General features: G+C 69.1%; 18 protein-coding genes. 14 read left to right on the top strand and 4 right to left on the bottom strand.

All coding sequences use genetic code 11. The features are described from left to right. The first annotated feature begins 14 nt into the window (after positions 1-14). The 10 genes from BN940_RS05095 to BN940_RS05050 all read left to right on the top strand — a co-directional run bounded on the left by BN940_RS05095 (position 15) and on the right by BN940_RS05050 (position 8,702). Positions 15-518: a flavodoxin family protein gene (locus BN940_RS05095; protein ID WP_043680842.1), complete on the top strand. Its 504-nt coding sequence runs from the start codon at positions 15-17 to the stop codon at positions 516-518. A gap of 108 nt (positions 519-626) precedes the next feature. Then, on the top strand, positions 627-953 hold the full coding sequence (gene fdxA / locus BN940_RS05090; RefSeq protein ID WP_043680839.1) for a ferredoxin FdxA: 327 nt from the start codon (positions 627-629) through the stop codon (positions 951-953). A gap of 188 nt (positions 954-1,141) precedes the next feature. After that, positions 1,142-2,359, top strand: coding sequence for a polyhydroxyalkanoate depolymerase (locus tag BN940_RS05085; RefSeq protein ID WP_043680836.1), 1,218 nt, complete (start codon positions 1,142-1,144; stop codon positions 2,357-2,359). A 147-nt stretch (positions 2,360-2,506) separates the two neighbouring features. Further along, on the top strand, positions 2,507-3,115 hold the full coding sequence (locus BN940_RS05080) for an RnfABCDGE type electron transport complex subunit B (RefSeq protein WP_043685930.1): 609 nt from the start codon (positions 2,507-2,509) through the stop codon (positions 3,113-3,115). Beyond that, positions 3,112-3,750 carry an endonuclease III gene (gene nth, locus BN940_RS05075; protein ID WP_043680834.1) on the top strand — a complete coding sequence of 213 codons (639 nt, stop codon included), beginning with the start codon at positions 3,112-3,114 and terminating at the stop codon, positions 3,748-3,750. The genes BN940_RS05080 and nth overlap by 4 nt, the downstream gene beginning before the upstream one ends. Positions 3,751-4,003: 253 nt before the next feature. Beyond that, complete coding sequence (locus BN940_RS05070; RefSeq protein WP_043680831.1) at positions 4,004-4,786, top strand: ABC transporter ATP-binding protein; 783 nt, start codon at positions 4,004-4,006, stop codon at positions 4,784-4,786. Further along, positions 4,783-5,493 carry an ABC transporter ATP-binding protein gene (locus BN940_RS05065; protein WP_043680828.1) on the top strand — a complete coding sequence of 237 codons (711 nt, stop codon included), beginning with the start codon at positions 4,783-4,785 and terminating at the stop codon, positions 5,491-5,493. Before BN940_RS05070 ends, BN940_RS05065 begins: the two co-directional genes overlap by 4 nt. A 63-nt stretch (positions 5,494-5,556) precedes the next feature. Then, on the top strand, positions 5,557-6,762 hold the full coding sequence (locus BN940_RS05060; RefSeq protein WP_043680827.1) for an ABC transporter substrate-binding protein: 1,206 nt from the start codon (positions 5,557-5,559) through the stop codon (positions 6,760-6,762). Positions 6,763-6,849: 87 nt separating this feature from the next. Then, positions 6,850-7,737 carry a branched-chain amino acid ABC transporter permease gene (locus BN940_RS05055; protein WP_043680824.1) on the top strand — a complete coding sequence of 296 codons (888 nt, stop codon included), beginning with the start codon at positions 6,850-6,852 and terminating at the stop codon, positions 7,735-7,737. Next, positions 7,734-8,702 carry a branched-chain amino acid ABC transporter permease gene (locus tag BN940_RS05050; RefSeq protein WP_043680821.1) on the top strand — a complete coding sequence of 323 codons (969 nt, stop codon included), beginning with the start codon at positions 7,734-7,736 and terminating at the stop codon, positions 8,700-8,702. The genes BN940_RS05055 and BN940_RS05050 overlap by 4 nt, the downstream gene beginning before the upstream one ends. Positions 8,703-8,991: 289 nt before the next feature. Here the strand turns inward: BN940_RS05050 and BN940_RS05045 are convergent, their stop codons facing one another. From BN940_RS05045 to BN940_RS05030, 4 genes are all read right to left on the bottom strand, one after another. Beyond that, complete coding sequence (locus BN940_RS05045; RefSeq protein ID WP_052355622.1) at positions 8,992-9,792, bottom strand: ABC transporter ATP-binding protein; 801 nt, start codon at positions 9,790-9,792, stop codon at positions 8,992-8,994. Continuing rightward, positions 9,789-11,648, bottom strand: coding sequence for a branched-chain amino acid ABC transporter ATP-binding protein/permease (locus BN940_RS05040; protein ID WP_052355621.1), 1,860 nt, complete (start codon positions 11,646-11,648; stop codon positions 9,789-9,791). The genes BN940_RS05045 and BN940_RS05040 overlap by 4 nt, the downstream gene beginning before the upstream one ends. Continuing rightward, positions 11,648-12,685 carry a branched-chain amino acid ABC transporter permease gene (locus tag BN940_RS05035; RefSeq protein ID WP_043680819.1) on the bottom strand — a complete coding sequence of 346 codons (1,038 nt, stop codon included), beginning with the start codon at positions 12,683-12,685 and terminating at the stop codon, positions 11,648-11,650. The genes BN940_RS05040 and BN940_RS05035 overlap by 1 nt, the downstream gene beginning before the upstream one ends. A gap of 85 nt (positions 12,686-12,770) precedes the next feature. After that, on the bottom strand, positions 12,771-13,940 hold the full coding sequence (locus tag BN940_RS05030) for an ABC transporter substrate-binding protein (protein WP_409360367.1): 1,170 nt from the start codon (positions 13,938-13,940) through the stop codon (positions 12,771-12,773). 232 nt (positions 13,941-14,172) lie between these two features. Here BN940_RS05030 and msrB point away from each other — a divergent pair, with 232 nt between their 5' ends. The 4 genes from msrB to BN940_RS05010 are packed head-to-tail and all read left to right on the top strand — an operon-like array spanning position 14,173 to position 16,285. Continuing rightward, a complete protein-coding gene (gene msrB / locus BN940_RS05025; RefSeq protein ID WP_043680816.1) occupies positions 14,173-14,568 on the top strand; it encodes a peptide-methionine (R)-S-oxide reductase MsrB in 396 nt (131 codons plus the stop codon). A 25-nt stretch (positions 14,569-14,593) separates the two neighbouring features. Continuing rightward, a complete protein-coding gene (locus tag BN940_RS05020) occupies positions 14,594-15,178 on the top strand; it encodes a septation protein A (RefSeq protein WP_043680814.1) in 585 nt (194 codons plus the stop codon). A 40-nt stretch (positions 15,179-15,218) separates the two neighbouring features. After that, a complete protein-coding gene (locus tag BN940_RS05015; protein ID WP_043680811.1) occupies positions 15,219-15,506 on the top strand; it encodes a BolA family protein in 288 nt (95 codons plus the stop codon). Further along, entirely contained in the window at positions 15,503-16,285 is a 783-nt protein-coding gene (locus tag BN940_RS05010) for a peptidylprolyl isomerase (protein WP_043680808.1), read from the top strand. Before BN940_RS05015 ends, BN940_RS05010 begins: the two co-directional genes overlap by 4 nt. The last annotated feature ends 49 nt before the right edge of the window (positions 16,286-16,334 follow it).

Genomic DNA, 16,334 nt, shown 5'->3' with positions numbered 1-16,334 from the left:
CAGGAACGACCCCCATGACGACCCAGCTGCTCATCATCTGGCATTCCCGCACCGGCGCCGCCCTGCAGATGGCCCGGGCGGCGGCGGCCGGCGCGCAGGCGGTGGCCGACGAACTGGACGCGGGCGGGCGCTTCGACCTGCAGGTGCGCCCCGCCGACACCGTGCGCACCGAAAACCTGCTCGCCGCCGACGGCTATCTGTTCGCCGCCCCGGAAAACCTGGCGGCGCTCAGCGGCGCGATGAAGGAATGCCTGGACCGCACCTACTATCACGTGCTGGACCGGCTCAACGGCCGGCCCTACGGCGCCGTGATCACCGCCGGCTCCGACGGCGACGGCGCCCGCCGGCAGCTGGAGCGCATCTGCACCGGCTGGCGCCTGAAACCGGTCGCACCCACTCTGATCGTGCCCATGCGCGCCCAGACGCCCGAGGCCATCCTGGCGCCCAAGACCGTGCCCGGCGCATGGCTGGCGCGCGGCGCCGAACTGGGCGGCACCCTGGCCGCCCTGCTGCTCTGACCATTCGCACTACCCGGCGCGCGGGATCTTCGGGTTCTCCCTGATAAATTCGGTAAAATCCCGACAGGCCCGTTTCAAGGCACCCGTCTGCAAGCCCGGAGCACCCTCATGACCCACGTCGTCACCGAAAACTGTATCAAGTGCAAGTACACCGACTGTGTCGATGTCTGTCCCGTGGACTGTTTCCGCGAGGGGCCGAATTTCCTGGTCATCGACCCCGAGGAATGCATCGACTGCGCCGTCTGCGTGCCCGAATGCCCGGCCAACGCCATCTTCGCCGAGGAAGACGTCCCCCAGGACCAGCTCGACTACATCCCGCTGAACGCCGAACTGTCGCCCACCTTCCGGCCCATCAACCGCTCCGTCAATCCGCTCCCGGGCGCCGACGACTGGAACGGCGTCGCCGACAAGCTCAAGTACCTGGAACGCCCCTAGCAGCCCGCCGGCGCCTGCCGCCGGCCGCCCGCCCGATCCGTCTGCAAAACCCCACATTCGGGTCATATATGATCCGTATACGGGAAATTCCGGTAGCGCTCTGTCACGTTTACCGGTACTTTAGGTTCGGATGACCGATACTCCTGCGTGTGATCCGCGCAGGACCAGACCGACGGGAACGCCTACTCATGCTGTATGACCTGCACGAGCTCCAACGCTCGATCCTCGCCCCCTTCACGGCTTTCACTGAAACCGGTTCACACCTGTTTTCCAATCCCTACAGCCCCTTGGCCTACACCCCGTTGTCGCGACAGTTCGCCGCCGCCTACGAGCTGGCCCACCGCGTGGGCAAGGACTACGAAAAGCCCGCCTGGAACCTGGCCTCCACCCAGATCGGCGGACGCGAAGTCGCCCTGCACGAGGACATCGCCCTGGCCCTGCCCTTCTGTCGCCTGGTGCATTTCCGCCGCGACACCCGGCGCCACGATCCGCGCGTGCTGGTGGTGGCGCCCCTGTCCGGGCACCACGCCACCCTGCTGCGCGACACCGTGCGCGCCCTGCTGCCCAACCACGAGGTCTACGTCACCGACTGGATCGACGCGCGCATGGTGCCGGCGGCCGACGGCACCTTCAGCCTGGACGACTACGTCCACTACGTCCAGGCCTTTCTGCGCCACCTGGGGCCCGACACCCACGTGATCTCGGTCTGTCAGCCCACGGTGCCGGTCCTGGCCGCGATCTCGCTGCTGGCCGCCGCCGACGACCCCTGTCAGCCGCGCAGCATGACCATGATGGGCGGCCCCATCGACACGCGCAAATCGCCCACCCAGGTCAACCGCCTGGCCACGACCAAGCCCTACGAATGGTTCGAGGACAACCTGATCCACCGTGTGCCGGCCCGCTACCCGGGCGCCGGCCGGCTGGTCTACCCCGGCTTCCTGCAGCACGCCGGCTTCGTCGCCATGAACCCGGACCGGCACCTGAAGTCCCACTACGACTTCTACCTGCACCTGCTGCGCGGCGACGACAGCGACGCGGAAGCCCACCGCCGCTTCTACGACGAATACAACGCCGTGCTCGACATGCCGGCCCGCTTCTACCTGGACACCATCCGCATCGTCTTCCAGGAATTCCGCCTGCCGCGCGGCACCTGGACGATCGACGGCGAACGCGTCGATCCCTCCGCCATCCGCAAGACCGCCCTGCTGACCATCGAGGGCGAACTGGACGACATCTCCGGCCAGGGCCAGACGCACGCCGCCCACCACCTGTGCGCCAACCTGTCCCCGTCCATGCGGGAAATCCACACCGCCACCGACTGCGGCCACTACGGCATCTTCTCCGGACGCCGCTGGCGCCAGCAGATCTGTCCTAAAATATCCGCATTCATCCGGTCGCATGCCTGACGGGCCCGCATTCAGGCGGAGCACCGGACGGGACGCCGAAGGCGGTGCGTGTGCACGGCGAGGCGAACCCACGACGTGATCCGTGATTTGAATGCAAGCCCGTTTCCGGGGGACGGCTCGCGCCGTCCCCTGTGCGTTTCCGCCGCCGTGCCCACACTCACCGACACCCTCGACGCCCTGCTGCCGCAGACCCAATGCACGCAATGCGGCTACGACGGCTGCCGTCCCTACGCCCAGGCCATGGCCGAGGGCCGGGCCGACGTCAACCGCTGCCCGCCCGGCGGCGCGCGCACGATCGAGGCCCTGGCGCGCGTCCTGGGCCGCCCGGCGCGGCCCCTGGATCCCGCCTGCGGCACGCACCAGCCCTTCCGGGTGGCGCTCATCGACGAGGCGCACTGCATCGGCTGCACCCTGTGCATCCAGGCCTGCCCGGTGGACGCCATCCTCGGGGCCAACCAGTGCATGCACACCGTCATCGAGGCCGACTGCACCGGCTGCGAACGCTGCGTGGCGCCCTGCCCGGTGGACTGCATCGCCATGGTTCCCGCCGGCCACGACTGGACGGCGGAGGACGCCGGCGCGGCCCGCGCACGCTACCAGGCGCGCAACGCCCGCCTGCGGGCGCGCCACGACGAGGCCGCCGGCCCCGCCGCGCGCACCCTGGCCAACAAGCCCGTCCTGGCCGCCCCCGATCCCCACGACAAGCAGGACCGCATCGCCCAGGCCCTGGCCCGGGCGCGCGCCCGACGCCCATGAACCGCGCCGCCATCGAAGAATGCTTCCGCCGCCTGCGCGAAGCCAACCCCCAGCCCCGCACCGAGCTCGAATACGGCAGCGTCTTCCAGCTGCTGGTGGCCGTCATGCTCTCGGCCCAGGCGACCGACCGCTCCGTGAACCTCGCCACCCGCGGCTTCTTCCCCGGGCACGGCACGCCCGAAGGGCTGCTGGCGCTGGGCGAGGCGGGACTGGCCGAGGCGATCCGCACCATCGGCCTGTACAAGACCAAGGCGCGCAACGTCATCCGCACCTGCGAGCTGCTGCTGGAGCGGCACGGCGGCCAGGTCCCCGACCGCCGCGAAGACCTGGAAGCCCTGCCCGGCGTCGGCCGCAAGACCGCCAACGTGGTGCTGAACACGGCTTTCCGCCAGCCCACCATGGCCGTGGACACGCACATCTTCCGCGTGGCCAACCGGACCGGCATCGCGCCGGGCAAGACCGTGCTGGCCGTGGAGCAGGCGCTGCTGCGCCGAGTGCCCAGGGAATACCTGCTGGACGCCCACCACTGGCTGATCCTGCACGGCCGCTACGTCTGCGTGGCGCGCAAGCCCAAATGCCCCCAGTGTCCGATCGCCGACCTGTGCGAATATCCGGACAAGACCCGGCCGGACTGAGCCCGGACTAGGCCTGGACTGGACCCGGACCGGCTCCGGACTGGCCCTGGGCTGAACCCGGACCGGCCAGCCCCCGGCCGCCTGTCGCCCGTCCCCCGTGGGCCGCCCGGGCGTCGCTTCGCTATTGCGCTGCAATATCCGGCCGGCGCGGCGGCAACCCTGTAAAACCCCTATGGAGCCGAGAGCCGGACAGTTCCATACTTGAAGCAATCCGCCATCGGGCGCCGCAGTGCGACATTGGACACAGGGCATCATGGGCACAGAACCCGACATCATCCTCGAAACCCGCCAGCTCTCGAAAACCTTCCTCGGCTTCACCGCCGTCGATTCCGTGGACCTGAAAATCCAGCGCGGCCACATCCACGCGCTGATCGGGCCCAACGGCGCAGGCAAGACCACCTGCTTCAACCTGCTCACCAAATTCCTCGAACCCAGCCAGGGCCAGATCTTCTTCGACGGCCGGGAAATCACCCGCGACAAGCCGGCGGAAATCGCCCGCAAGGGCATCATCCGCTCGTTCCAGATCTCCGCCGTCTTCCCCCAGCTCACGGTGCTCGACAACGTACGCATCGCCTTGCAGCGCGCCACCGGCCTGTCCTTCCACTTCTGGCGCAGCGAAGCCAGCCTGCGCCACCTGGACGGCCGCGCCATGGAACTGCTCGCCGAGGTGGACCTGGCCGATTTCGCCTCGCAGATGACGGTGAACCTGCCCTACGGCCGCAAGCGCGCCCTGGAAATCGCCACCACCCTGGCCATGGAGCCCAGCCTGATGCTGCTCGACGAGCCCACCCAGGGCATGGGCCACGAGGACGTCGACCGCGTCACCCGGCTGATCAAGCAGGTCAGCGCCGGACGCACCATCCTGATGGTCGAGCACAACATGAAGGTCGTCTCCTCCATCGCCGACCGCATCACCGTGCTGGCGCGCGGCGCCGTGCTGGCCGAAGGCGACTACGCCGCCGTCTCGAACAACCCCGCCGTGATGGAAGCCTACATGGGCACCACCCAGGGCGAACTCGAAGGGATCCATGCATGAGCCTGGCACTCGAAATCTCCGATCTGCACGCCTGGTACGGCGAATCGCACGTGCTGCACGGCGTGGACATGCGTGTCGAGCCCGGCCAGGTCGTCACCCTGCTGGGGCGCAACGGCGCCGGGCGCACCACCACGCTGCGCGCGCTGCTGGGCCTGACCAGCCGGCGCACCGGCTCGATCCGCATCCAGGGCACCGAATCGATCCACCTGCCCACCTACCGCATCGCGCACCTGGGCATCGGCTACTGCCCGGAGGAACGCGGCATCTTCGCCTCGCTCTCCTGCGAGGAAAACCTGCTGCTGCCGCCCACCGTGGGCGACACCCTGGGCGGGGGCATGTCGCTGGCCGAGATCTACGACATGTTCCCCAACCTGCTCGAACGGCGTCATTCGCCGGGCACCCGCCTGTCCGGCGGCGAACAGCAGATGCTGGCCGTCGCCCGCATCCTGCGCACCGGGGCCAACCTCCTGCTGCTCGACGAAATCTCCGAAGGCCTGGCGCCGGTGATCGTGCAGGCGCTCGACCGCATGATCCGCACCCTCAAGACCAAGGGCTACACCATCGTCATGGTCGAACAGAACTTCCGCTTCGCCGCGCCCCTGGCCGACCACTTCTACGTCATGGAACACGGCCAGATCGTGGAACAGTTCCCCGCCAGCCAGCTCCAGGAAAAACAGTCCACCCTCGACAGCCTGCTGGGCGTCTGACCGACGCCCGCGCCTCTTTTTCACCGATCCGCCGGCACAACCGGCACATACAGGAGACTTCCCATGAAACTGCGTACCCTATCCGCCGCGCTGGCCGTTGCCGGCCTGGGCTTCGGCCTTTCGGCCCAGGCCGCGGGGATTTCCGACGACGTGATCCGCATCGGCTTCATCGCCGACATGTCCGGCGTGTATGCGGACATCGACGGCAATGCCGGCGCCGACGCCATCCGCATGGCGATCGCCGACATGGGGGGCGAGATCAACGGGAAGAAGATCGAGCTGCTGACCGCCGACCACCAGAACAAGGCCGACATCGCCTCGGCCCGCGCCCGCGAGTGGTTCGACCAGCAGCACCTGGACATGCTGGTGGGCGGCACCAATTCCGCCACCGCGCTGGCCATGGCCGCCGTCGCGGCCGAAAAGAAGAAGCCCTTCCTGGTGGTGGGAGCCGGCTCCTCGGCGCTGACCAACGCGCAATGCACGCCCTACACCGTCCACTATGCCTACAACACCGTCGCCCTGGCCAACGGCACGGGTTCGGCCGTGGTGCGCGAAGGCGGCAAGTCCTGGTTCTACCTGACGGCCGACTACGCCTTCGGCCACTCCCTGGAACAGGACACGATGAAGGTCGTGGAAAAATCCGGCGGCAAGAACCTCGGCGCCGTGCGCGCGCCGCTGGCCACGACGGACTTCTCCTCCTTCCTGCTGCAGGCGCAGAGTTCCGGCGCCCAGGTCCTGGGCCTGGCCAACGCGGGCGGCGACTTCATCAATTCCGTCAAGGCCGCCAAGGAATTCGGCGTCACCCAGACCATGAAGCTGGCCGGCCTGCTGGTGTTCATCAACGACGTCCACGCCCTGGGCCTGGACAACACCGCCGGGCTGTACCTGACCACCGCCTGGTACTGGAACCAGGACGACGCCTCGCGCGCCTGGTCCAAGCGCTTCTTCGACAAGCACAACCGCGCGCCGTCCTTCCTGCAGGCGGGCGACTACTCCGCCGCCAAGACCTACCTGGAAGCCGTCAAGGCCATCGGCACCGACGACGGCGACGCCGTCATGAAGCAGCTCAAGAGCGTCAAGATCAACGACATGTTCATCAAGAACGGCCACATCCGCAAGGACGGCCTGACGATGCACGACATGTACCTGGCCCAGGTGAAGAAGCCCGACCAGTCCAAGGCGCCCTGGGACTACTACAACATCGTGCGCACCCTGCCGGCCGAATCGGTCTTCGGCGCGGAATCGACCTCCACCTGCGCCCTCAAGTAGCGCGCGGCGCATGAACGCCGGATTCCCGCCGCCGGGCGGGAATCCGCGATCCGTTTCACCCCTTCCGCCCGATTCCGCCGCAGCCCTATGACACAACTTTTCGGTGTTCCCCTCCAGGCCCTGCTCGGCCAGCTCCTGCTCGGCCTGGTCAACGGCTCGTTCTACGCCGTGCTCTCGCTGGGGCTGGCCGTCATCTTCGGCCTGCTCAACATCATCAACTTCGCCCACGGCGCGCTCTACATGCTGGGCGCCTTCGTCGCCTGGATGGGCCTGCAGTACCTGGGACTGAACTACTGGATCATGCTGGCCGCGGCCCCGGTGATCGTGGGCCTGTTCGGCATCGTCCTCGAACGCCTGCTGCTGCGCCGCCTCTACAAGCTCGACCCGCTCTACGGACTGCTGCTCACCTTCGGCCTGACGCTGCTCATCGAAGGGCTGTTCCGCAGCTTCTACGGCGTCTCCGGCCAGCCCTACAGCACGCCGGCCCTGCTGCAGGGCGGCGTGAACCTCGGCTTCATGTTCCTGCCCATCTACCGCGCCTGGGTCGTCGTGGCCTCGGTCCTGGCCTGCCTGCTGACCTGGTTCGTCATCGAGAAGACCCGCCTGGGCGCGCTGCTGCGCGCCGGCACCGAAAACCCCAAGCTGGTCGAGGCCTTCGGCGTGAACGTGCCGCTGATGATCTCGCTCACCTTCGGCTTCGGCGTCGGGCTGGCGGGCTTCGCCGGGGTGCTCGCCGCCCCCATCCTGCAGGTCTCGCCGCTGATGGGCTCGAACCTGATCATCGTCGTCTTCGCCGTGGTGGTCATCGGCGGCATGGGCTCGATCCTGGGCTCGATCGTCACCGGCCTGGGGCTGGGGGTCATCGAGGGCTTCACCAAGGTCTTCTGGCCCGAGGCCTCCAGCACCGTGGTGTTCATCATCATGGTGATCGTGCTGCTCACCCGCCCGGCCGGGCTGTTCGGGAAAGAATCATGAATCGACAACTGATCGCCTATCTGGCCGCCATCGTCCTGCTGGCGGCGCTGCCCGCGCTGGGCGGCTATCCGATCTTCATCATGAAGGTCATGTGCTACGCCCTGTTCGCCTGCGCCTTCAACCTGCTGCTGGGCTACACCGGGCTGCTGTCCTTCGGCCACGCCGCCTTCCTGGGGCTGGCCGCCTACGCCTGCGGCCAGTCGCTCGCCATCTGGGGCTGGCCCACAGCCGGCGGCCTGCTCTTCGGCACCGCCGCCGCCGGGGTCCTGGGGCTGGTCTTCGGCATCCTCTCGATCCGGCGCAGCGGCATCTACTTCGCCATGATCACCCTGGCGCTCGCCCAGATGCTGTTCTTCTACTTCCTCCAGGCGCCGTTCACCGGCGGCGAGGACGGCCTGCAGGGCATTCCGCGCGGCTCCATCCTGGGGCTGGACCTGAGCCGCGACATCAACCTGTACTACGTGGTGCTGGCGATCTTCGTGCTGGGCTACGCCCTGATCTGGCGCACCGTGCACTCGCCCTTCGGCCAGGTCCTGAAGGCCATCCGCGAGAACGAGCCGCGCATGATCTCGCTGGGCTACGACGTGGACCGCTTCAAGCTGCTGGCCTTCGTGCTCTCGGCCACCCTGGCCGGGCTGGCCGGAGCCACCAAGTCGCTGGTGTTCGTCTCGGCCACGCTGTCGGACGCCACCTGGCAGATGTCGGGCATGGTGATCCTGATGACGCTGATCGGCGGCATGGGCACGCTCACCGGCCCGGTGCTGGGCGCGGTCATCGTGGTGGCGCTGGAAAACAAGGTCGGCGAGTTCGGCCGCTTCCTGATGCAGCAGACCGGCATCGAATGGTTCCGCGTGCTGGGCGAATCGGTCACGATCGTCATCGGCCTCATCTTCATCGTCTGCGTGCTGGCCTTCCGCCGCGGCATCGTCGGCGAATGGCTGGCCTGGCGGCAGAAGACCGGCTGATCCGGTATCCGGTTGACGCAGTCGCAAAAATGGCCCGTCGGGGCCATTTTTGTTGGGGGATGCGCTCTCAAGCCGAAGCAGCTCCCCACGTCGCGGCCTGCATGCCGCTCGGACTCGCCTGGCGCAGAACAGTCCTCAAGGACTCGTCCGACACCCCCACGTCGCCGCTTGCAAGCGGCTCCGGCTCGCCTGGCTGATCACAGTCCGCAGGGGACTGTGATCAGTCCCGGCTCGCCCCCCCACCTCGCGGCCTGCATGCCGCTCGGACTCGCCTGGCGCAGAACAGTCCTCAAGGACTCTTCTGCGTCCCGGCAAGTCCCAAATAGCTTTCGATGACGCGGGGGTGGCCGGCCAGCATGCGCGATTCGCCTTCCAGGACGACGGCGCCGGTCTCCAGGACGTAGCCGCGGTCGGCCACGTGCAGGGCGGCGCGGGCGTTCTGCTCCACCAGCAGGATGGACACGCCGGTGCTGCGCAGCTGGGCGATGGTCTGGAATATCTCGCGCACCACCCGGGGCGCCAGGCCCAGGCTGGGCTCGTCGAGCATCAGCAGCGCCGGGCGCGCCATCAGGGCGCGGCCCAGCGCCAGCATCTGGCGCTCGCCGCCCGACAGCGTCCCCGCCGCCTGGCCGGCGCGCTCCCGCAGGCGCGGAAACAGCGCGTAGACCTCGTCCAGGGTGTCGCGCCAGCCGCGCACGCCGGCGCGGTACAGGCGGAAGCCCCCCAGCAGCAGGTTCTCGCGCACGGACATGCTGGCGAACAGTTCCCGGCGTTCCGGCACCAGCGACAGGCCCTGACCGACGCGGCGCTCGATGTCCCAGCCCTGCACCTCGGCGCCCAGGAACACGACCGAGCCCCGGCTGTGCCCCCGCAGCGGCAGCGCGCCCATGATGGCGCCCAGCAGGGTCGATTTGCCGGCGCCGTTGGCGCCGATGACGGTGACGATCTCGCCGCGCCCCACCGTCAGGTCGATGGGATCCAGGGCGGCCACCTTGCCGTAGTGCGCCGACAGGCCCCGGACCGACAGGACAGGCACGGCGACAGGCGCGGCCGCGGCCGTCCCGGCGGCGGCGGGGTTTCCGGTGCTCATGGGGCGCTCTCCTGCGGCGTGGCGCGGGCGGCGACGGGCTGCGGCGCGGCCTCGGGCACGCTCCAGGTCTCGTCGAGGCCGCCCAGGTAGGCCTCCAGCACGGCCGGATTGCGCTGGATATCCGCCGGGACGCCCTCGGCCAGCATCGTGCCGAAATCCATGACCAGCAGGTGATCGGTGAGGTTCATCACGAAATCCATGTCGTGCTCGACCAGCAGCAGGCTCATGCCCTCGCGGCGCAGCTGGTCCAGCACCGCCGCCAGCGCCTGCTTTTCCTGGTAGCGCAGGCCGGCCGCCGGCTCGTCGAGCAGCAGCGCGATGGGGTCGCAGCACAGCGCCCGGGCGATCTCCACGATGCGCTGGCGGCCCAGCGGCAGGCTGCCGGCGGGCTGGTCGATCACGTCGCCCAGGCCCACCCGCTCGATCTGGCGCGCGGCCTCGCGCAGCAGCGAGGCCTCCGCCGTGCGGTCCAGGCGCAGCGCGGCCGGCACCACGCCGGCGCGGCTGCGCAGGTGGGCGCCCAGGGCGACGTTTTCCAGCACGCTCATGTCCGGCAGGAGCTGCACGTGCTGGAAGCTGCGCGCCATGCCCCGGCGGGCGATCTCGCGCGCCGGCAGGCCGTCGATGCGGTCCCCCATGAAGCGCACCGCGCCGCCGGACAGCGGCGCCACGCCGCTGATGAGGTTGAAGGTGGTGCTCTTGCCCGCCCCGTTGGGGCCGATCAGCCCCATGATCTCGCCCGCGCGCAGGCGGAAGCTGATGTCGTTGACCGCCACCAGGCCGCCGAATTGCTTGCGCACCCGGTCGACTTCCAGCACCACGTCGCCGGCCGCGGGCGCCGGCCGGCGCGGCAGTTCGGGCGCGGCGGCCAGGCGCGCCGGATCGTGGCCGCCGGGCTCGGCGCGCCCGCCCAGCCGCCGCCACAGCCGGGCCAGCACGGGCCACAGGCCGTCGCGGGCGAACTGCAGCACCAGGATCATCAGCACGCCGAAGGCGAGCAGTTCCAGGTTGGCGGTGGTGCCCACCAGGCCGGGCAGGACGTTCTGCAGCTGGTCCTTGACGATCAGGATGGCGGCGGCGCCCGCCACCGCGCCCCAGACGCTGCCCGAGCCGCCCACCACGGCCATGAACAGGTATTCGATGCCGTAGCCCAGGCCGAAGGGGCTGGGGCTGACGGCGCGCTGCATGTGCGCGTACAGCCAGCCCGACACGCAGCCCAGCAGGGCGGCGTAGACGAAGATCACGACCTTGTAGTGCGCCAGGTCCACGCCGAAGGATTCGGCCATGGAGCCGCTGCGCAGGGCGCGGATGGCCCGCCCCGCGCGCGAGTCCAGCAGGTTGTGCGTGGCCCACAGGGCCAGCAGCAGGATCAGCCAGATCAGCAGGTACATGCGCGGCCCCGAGCCCAGGGACCAGCCGCCGATGGACAGCGGCGGAATGCCGGCGATGCCGTCGTAGCGCCCCAGGAAATCCAGGTTGCCGTACAGGTAGTACAGCGCCAGGCACCAGGCCAGGGTGCACAGCGGCAGGTAGTGGCCGGACAGGCGCAGCGTGATGGCGCCCAGCGCGTAGGCCACCAGGCAGGTCAGCAGCAGGCCCGCCGCCAGGCCCAGCCAGGGGGAGACGCCGCCCGCCGTGGTCAGCCAGGCGGTGGTGTAGGCCCCCAGGCCGACGAAGGCCGACTGGCCGAAGGACGTCAGCCCGCCCACGCCGGTCAGCAGGACCAGCCCCAGCACCACCAGGCTGTAGAGCCCGATGTAGTTCATCTGGGTGATCCAGAAGGCGGGCACGCCCGGCAGCCAGGGCAGCAGCGCCAGGAGCGGGACCAGGACCATCAGGGCATGGCGCGGGCGCATCAGTCCTCCTCGTCCAGGTGGACGCTGCCGAAGGAGCGCCACAGCAGCACCGGGATGATCAGCGTGAAGACGATGGCTTCCTTGAAGGGGCTGGCCCAGAAGGAGGAAAAGGCCTCCAGGATGCCGACGAACAGGGCGCCCGCCGCGGCCGCCGGATAGCTGACCAGGCCGCCGAAGATGGCCGCCACGAAGCCCTTCAGGCCGATCAGGAAGCCCGTGTCGTAGTAGATGGTGGTGATGGCGGCGATCAGCATGCCCGAGAGCGCGCCGATGGCCGCCGCCAGGGTGAAGGTCAGGCTGCCGGCCACCCGCGTGCTGATGCCCACCAGCCGCGCGCCGCGCCGGTTGACGGCGGTGGCCCGCAGGGCGCTGCCGTACAGGGTGCGGCTGAAGAACAGCCACAGCCCGCCGATCAGCGCGGCGCAGGTGGCCAGCACCGCGAAGGTCTGGGCCGTCCAGGCCACCGGCCCGATCTGCACCGTGCCCTCGACCAGGGCCGGGGTGCGCCAGCCTTCCGCGCCGAAGAACAGCAGCCCCAGGCCGGTCAGGGCGAAGTGCACGGCGACCGAGACGATCAGCAGCACCAGCACGCTGGCCTGCTCCACCGGCTGGTACACCAGGCGGTAGATCATCGGGCCCAGGGGCACCACCAGCGCCAGCGCGAACAGCACGCGCAGGGCCAGCGGCACGTCCGGCCCGGCCGCCAGCGGCGCCAGGGCCTCCAGCGCCAGCGGCAGGGCCAGGGCCCAGCCCAGGGTGCGGCCGTAGCCGCGCCACTGGCGCGCACGCCAGCACGAGACCGCCTCGACCAGGCACACCAGCACGCCCATCAGCACCAGCAGGTGCGCTGTCCCGGGCACCCGGCCGTTGGCGAGGAAGGCGAGCGACAGCGCGCCGAAGGTGACGAATTCCCCCTGGGGGATCAGGATCACCCGCGTCACCACGAACACCAGCACCAGCGCCAGGCCCAGCAGGCCGTAGATGGCGCCGTTCAGGATGCCGTCCTGCAGCAGGATCAGGGCGATGGTCAGATCCACGGCGCCCGCCCGCCGGCGCGCGCGCCGGCATCCAGGGCATGCCGGCGGCCGGGCCGCGACACGGGAAGGGAGGCGCCGCGCCGCATCACAGGTCCGGCTGGTAGGTCCACTTGCCGTCCACGACCTGCACCATGACGCGGCCGCGCTCGTCCAGGCCGGCGTGGTCGGTCGGGCTGAGCGTGAAGACGCCCTGCGAGGCGGGCAGTTCCTTGACCTGCTCCAGCGCGTCGCGCAGGGCCGCGCGGAATTCCGCCGTGCCCGGCTTGGCGCCGGTCTTCAGGGCGCGGGGGATGGCGTCGTTGATGAGCTGGCCGGCGTCCCACATGTGGCCGCCGAAGGTGTTGGTCGTGCCCGCGCCGTACTTGGCCTCGTAGGCCTTGACGTACACCAGGGCGCTGGCCTTGACCGGGTTGCTGTCGGGCAGCTGGGCCGCCACCAGCAGCGGGCCGGCGGGCAGGATCATGCCTTCGCAGGCCTTGCCGCAGACGCGCAGCACGTCGTTGTTGGCCGCGCCGTGGGTCTGGTAGATATGGCCCTTGTAGCCGCGTTCGACCAGCTCGCGCTGCGGCAGGGCCACCGGCGTGCCGGAAGCGGCGATCAGGATGCCGTCGGGCTTGGCCGACAGCAGCTTCAGGACCTGGCCGGTGACGCTGGTGTCGGGCCGGGCGAAGCGTTCCTCCGCCACGAGCTTGATGCCCTTGGCCTCGGCGGCGGCCTTCATTTCCTGCAGCCAGCCGTCGCCGTAGGCGTCGCTGAAGCCGATGAAGCCCAGCGTCTTGACGTTCTGCTTGACCATCGCCTGCGCCAGGGCGGCGGCCATCAGCGCGTCGTTCTGCGGCGTCTTGTAGACCCACTTGCGCGGGCCGTCCACCGGCTCGACGAGCTTGGCGTTGGCCGCCACGCTGATCATCGGCGTGCCGGTCTCGGCGGCCACGTCCGACATGGCCAGCGAGGCCGGCGTCACGGAGGTGCCCAGCACCACGTCCACGTGGTCGTCGGCCGTGAGCTTGCGGATGTTCTTCACCGCCTGGGTGGTGTCGGTGGCGTCGTCCAGCACGATGTACTGCACGGCCTGGCCGCCGATCTCCGTGGGCAGCAGGGCCACGGTGTCGCGCTCGGGAATCCCCAGCGAGGCGGCCGGGCCGGTGGACGACACCGTCACGCCGACCTTGATCTGGGCCGTGGCGGCCAGGGGCAGCGCGGCCAGCAGCGCGGCGGCGCCCAGGGTGAGCCGCATGGAAAGCGGGAATGTCATGTTTGTCTCCGAATGTTTTTGACGGACCGTGCAATTCATGACCGCGAACCCTGCGGGCCACGGCATAAACACATGAACGGGCGTCATATTATCGCAGCACGGCGCAATTTGTTGCTGCCCGGCGCGCCGCGGCCGCGCCGCCTCGGCCGATCGCCCCGCGCCGGCCGGTCCGCCATCCGGGCGAAAGTCGATTAAGATGGAGGATTGAAGCGAAATTCTGGACAGGTTCCTCGTGGACAAGATCACGCGCACGGACGCCGAATGGCGCGCGCAGCTTTCCCCCGACGAATTCGCGGTCACGCGGCTCAAGCACACCGAGCGGCCCTTCACGGGGCGCTACTGGGACGCCACCCAGGCGGGCACCTACGTCTGCGTCTGCTGCGGCACCCCGCTGTTCGCCTCCGACACGAAATTCGACGCGGGCTGCGGCTGGCCCAGCTATTTCCAGCCGGTGGCCCCCGACCGCGTGCGCGAGTTGCGCGACACCAGCCACGGCATGATCCGCACCGAGATCCTGTGCGCCGTCTGCGACGCCCACCTGGGCCACGTGTTCCCCGACGGCCCGCCCCCCACCGGGCTGCGCTACTGCATCAATTCGCTTTCCCTGAAATTCGTCCCGGCCGAATGAATCCGGGCCCCGCGTAAGATCACCCGTGAAAAAGTTCCTCTTCGACCTCTTCCCGCTGATCCTGTTCTTCCTGGCGTTCCGCTTCGCCGACATCTACGTCGCCACCGGAACGGCCATGGCGGCGGCCGTGCTGCAGATCCTCTGGCTGCGCCTGACCGGGCGCGCGATCGAGCCCACGCACTGGATCAACCTGACGGTGATCGTCGTGTTCGGCGGGGCGACGCTGCTGTTCCACGACGACACCTTCATCAAGTGGAAGCCCACGGTCCTGTACTGGCTGTTCGCCGCCATCCTGATGGGCGCGCGCCTGTTCGCCGGCCGCAACCTGATGCGCCGCCTGATGGGCGAGAAGATCGCCCTGCCCGAGCGCGCCTGGAACCGCCTGAACGACAGCTGGGCCGGGTTCTTCGTCGCCTCGGGCGCGCTGAACCTGTACGTGGCCTTCTCCGGCCGCTTCACCGAGGCGCAATGGGTGAATTTCAAGGTCTTCGGCCTGATGATCCTGCTGCTGCTGTTCGTGGTGGGGCAGTCCCTGTGGCTGGGCCGCCACATCCAGACCGAGGCCGCCGCGCCCCCGGCCGGGGCCTCCGACAGCGAGCCGCGCGGATGAAGCCGCGCCGCGCCCCCTGCCCCGCCACCGCAGACCGCCCATGACTTCCGCCGGCCCCGACCTGCAGGCCGTGCTGGCCGAACGCCTGGCCGCGCTCGAACCCGCGCGGCTGGAACTGATCGACGAATCCCACCTGCACGCCGGCCACGCCGGCGCCCGGGGCGGCGCGCGGCACTTTCGCGTCCGCATCGTGTCCAAGCAATTCCAGGGGCTCGGCACCCTCGCCCGCCATCGTCTTGTGTATGATTGCGTGCGGGATCTGATGCCCCATCCGATCCACGCGCTGGCCATCGAGGCCGGCACCCCTCCCATCGAAGGATTTTCATGAAACGTATCGCTGCTGTCGCCCTGGCCTGCTCCCTGACGCTGCCGGTCTGGGCCAAGGACATCGCCACCGTCAACGGCCAGGGCATCTCCCAGGCCAAATTCGACCAGTTCGTCAGCATGCTGGTCTCCCAGGGCGCCCAGGATACGCCGCAGCTGCGCGACCAGGTCAAGCAGGAAATGATCAACCGCCTGGTGGCCGTCCAGGCCGCCGAGAAGGCCGGGCTGCAGAAGGACCCCGCCGTCCAGCAGGAAACCGAGCTGGCCTCGCAGAGCATCCTGGTGCGCGCCCTGATGGCCAAGTACCTGAAGGACCACCCCGTCAGCGAAGCCGACCTGAAGAAGGAATACGACACCATCAAGGCCCAGCAGGCCTCGCGCCAGGAATACAAGCTGCGCCACATCCTGGTCAAGGACGAGGCCAAGGCCAAGGACCTGATCAAGTCGATCAAGGCGAAGAAGACCTCGTTCGAGGCCGCCGCGAAAAAGGACTCCATCGACACCGGCAGCGGCAAGAACGGCGGCGAACTGGGCTGGGGCCCGGCCACCAACTACGTGCCGGAATTCGCCCAGGCCGTGGAAAGCATGAAGAAGGGCGACCTCAGCGCCCAGCCCGTGCAGACGCAGTTCGGCTGGCACGTGATCCAGGTCGAGGACGTGCGCCCGATCGCCTTCCCCTCCTTCGAGGAAGCCAAGCCGCAGCTGGAGGAAATGATGCGCCAGCAGGCCCTGGCCGACTACCAGAAGAGCCTGATGAAGGACGCCAAGATCGAGGATAAATAAGGATCTGGCAGCTTTCGGCCGCTTGCTTGCCTTCAACGGCCTCCCGTCC

Source organism: Castellaniella defragrans 65Phen (genome assembly GCF_000612685.1).
Classification (GTDB): domain Bacteria; phylum Pseudomonadota; class Gammaproteobacteria; order Burkholderiales; family Burkholderiaceae_B; genus Castellaniella; species Castellaniella defragrans.
The sequence above is the reverse complement of the archived record's forward strand: the minus strand, read 5'-3'. Positions and strand labels throughout refer to the sequence as shown.

What these genes read in the sequence shown, in the direction of transcription:
- BN940_RS05095 (WP_043680842.1), top strand. Translation starts at nt 15, where the DNA reads ATGACGACCCAGCTGCTCATCATCTGGCATTCCCGCACCGGCGCCGCC.
- fdxA (WP_043680839.1), top strand. Translation starts at nt 627, where the DNA reads ATGACCCACGTCGTCACCGAAAACTGTATCAAGTGCAAGTACACCGAC.
- BN940_RS05085 (WP_043680836.1), top strand. Translation starts at nt 1,142, where the DNA reads ATGCTGTATGACCTGCACGAGCTCCAACGCTCGATCCTCGCCCCCTTC.
- nth (WP_043680834.1), top strand. Translation starts at nt 3,112, where the DNA reads ATGAACCGCGCCGCCATCGAAGAATGCTTCCGCCGCCTGCGCGAAGCC.
- BN940_RS05070 (WP_043680831.1), top strand. Translation starts at nt 4,004, where the DNA reads ATGGGCACAGAACCCGACATCATCCTCGAAACCCGCCAGCTCTCGAAA.
- BN940_RS05065 (WP_043680828.1), top strand. Translation starts at nt 4,783, where the DNA reads ATGAGCCTGGCACTCGAAATCTCCGATCTGCACGCCTGGTACGGCGAA.
- BN940_RS05060 (WP_043680827.1), top strand. Translation starts at nt 5,557, where the DNA reads ATGAAACTGCGTACCCTATCCGCCGCGCTGGCCGTTGCCGGCCTGGGC.
- BN940_RS05055 (WP_043680824.1), top strand. Translation starts at nt 6,850, where the DNA reads ATGACACAACTTTTCGGTGTTCCCCTCCAGGCCCTGCTCGGCCAGCTC.
- BN940_RS05050 (WP_043680821.1), top strand. Translation starts at nt 7,734, where the DNA reads ATGAATCGACAACTGATCGCCTATCTGGCCGCCATCGTCCTGCTGGCG.
- BN940_RS05045 (WP_052355622.1), bottom strand. Translation starts at nt 9,792, where the DNA reads ATGAGCACCGGAAACCCCGCCGCCGCCGGGACGGCCGCGGCCGCGCCT.
- BN940_RS05040 (WP_052355621.1), bottom strand. Translation starts at nt 11,648, where the DNA reads ATGCGCCCGCGCCATGCCCTGATGGTCCTGGTCCCGCTCCTGGCGCTG.
- BN940_RS05030 (WP_409360367.1), bottom strand. Translation starts at nt 13,940, where the DNA reads ATGACATTCCCGCTTTCCATGCGGCTCACCCTGGGCGCCGCCGCGCTG.
- BN940_RS05015 (WP_043680811.1), top strand. Translation starts at nt 15,219, where the DNA reads ATGACTTCCGCCGGCCCCGACCTGCAGGCCGTGCTGGCCGAACGCCTG.
- BN940_RS05010 (WP_043680808.1), top strand. Translation starts at nt 15,503, where the DNA reads ATGAAACGTATCGCTGCTGTCGCCCTGGCCTGCTCCCTGACGCTGCCG.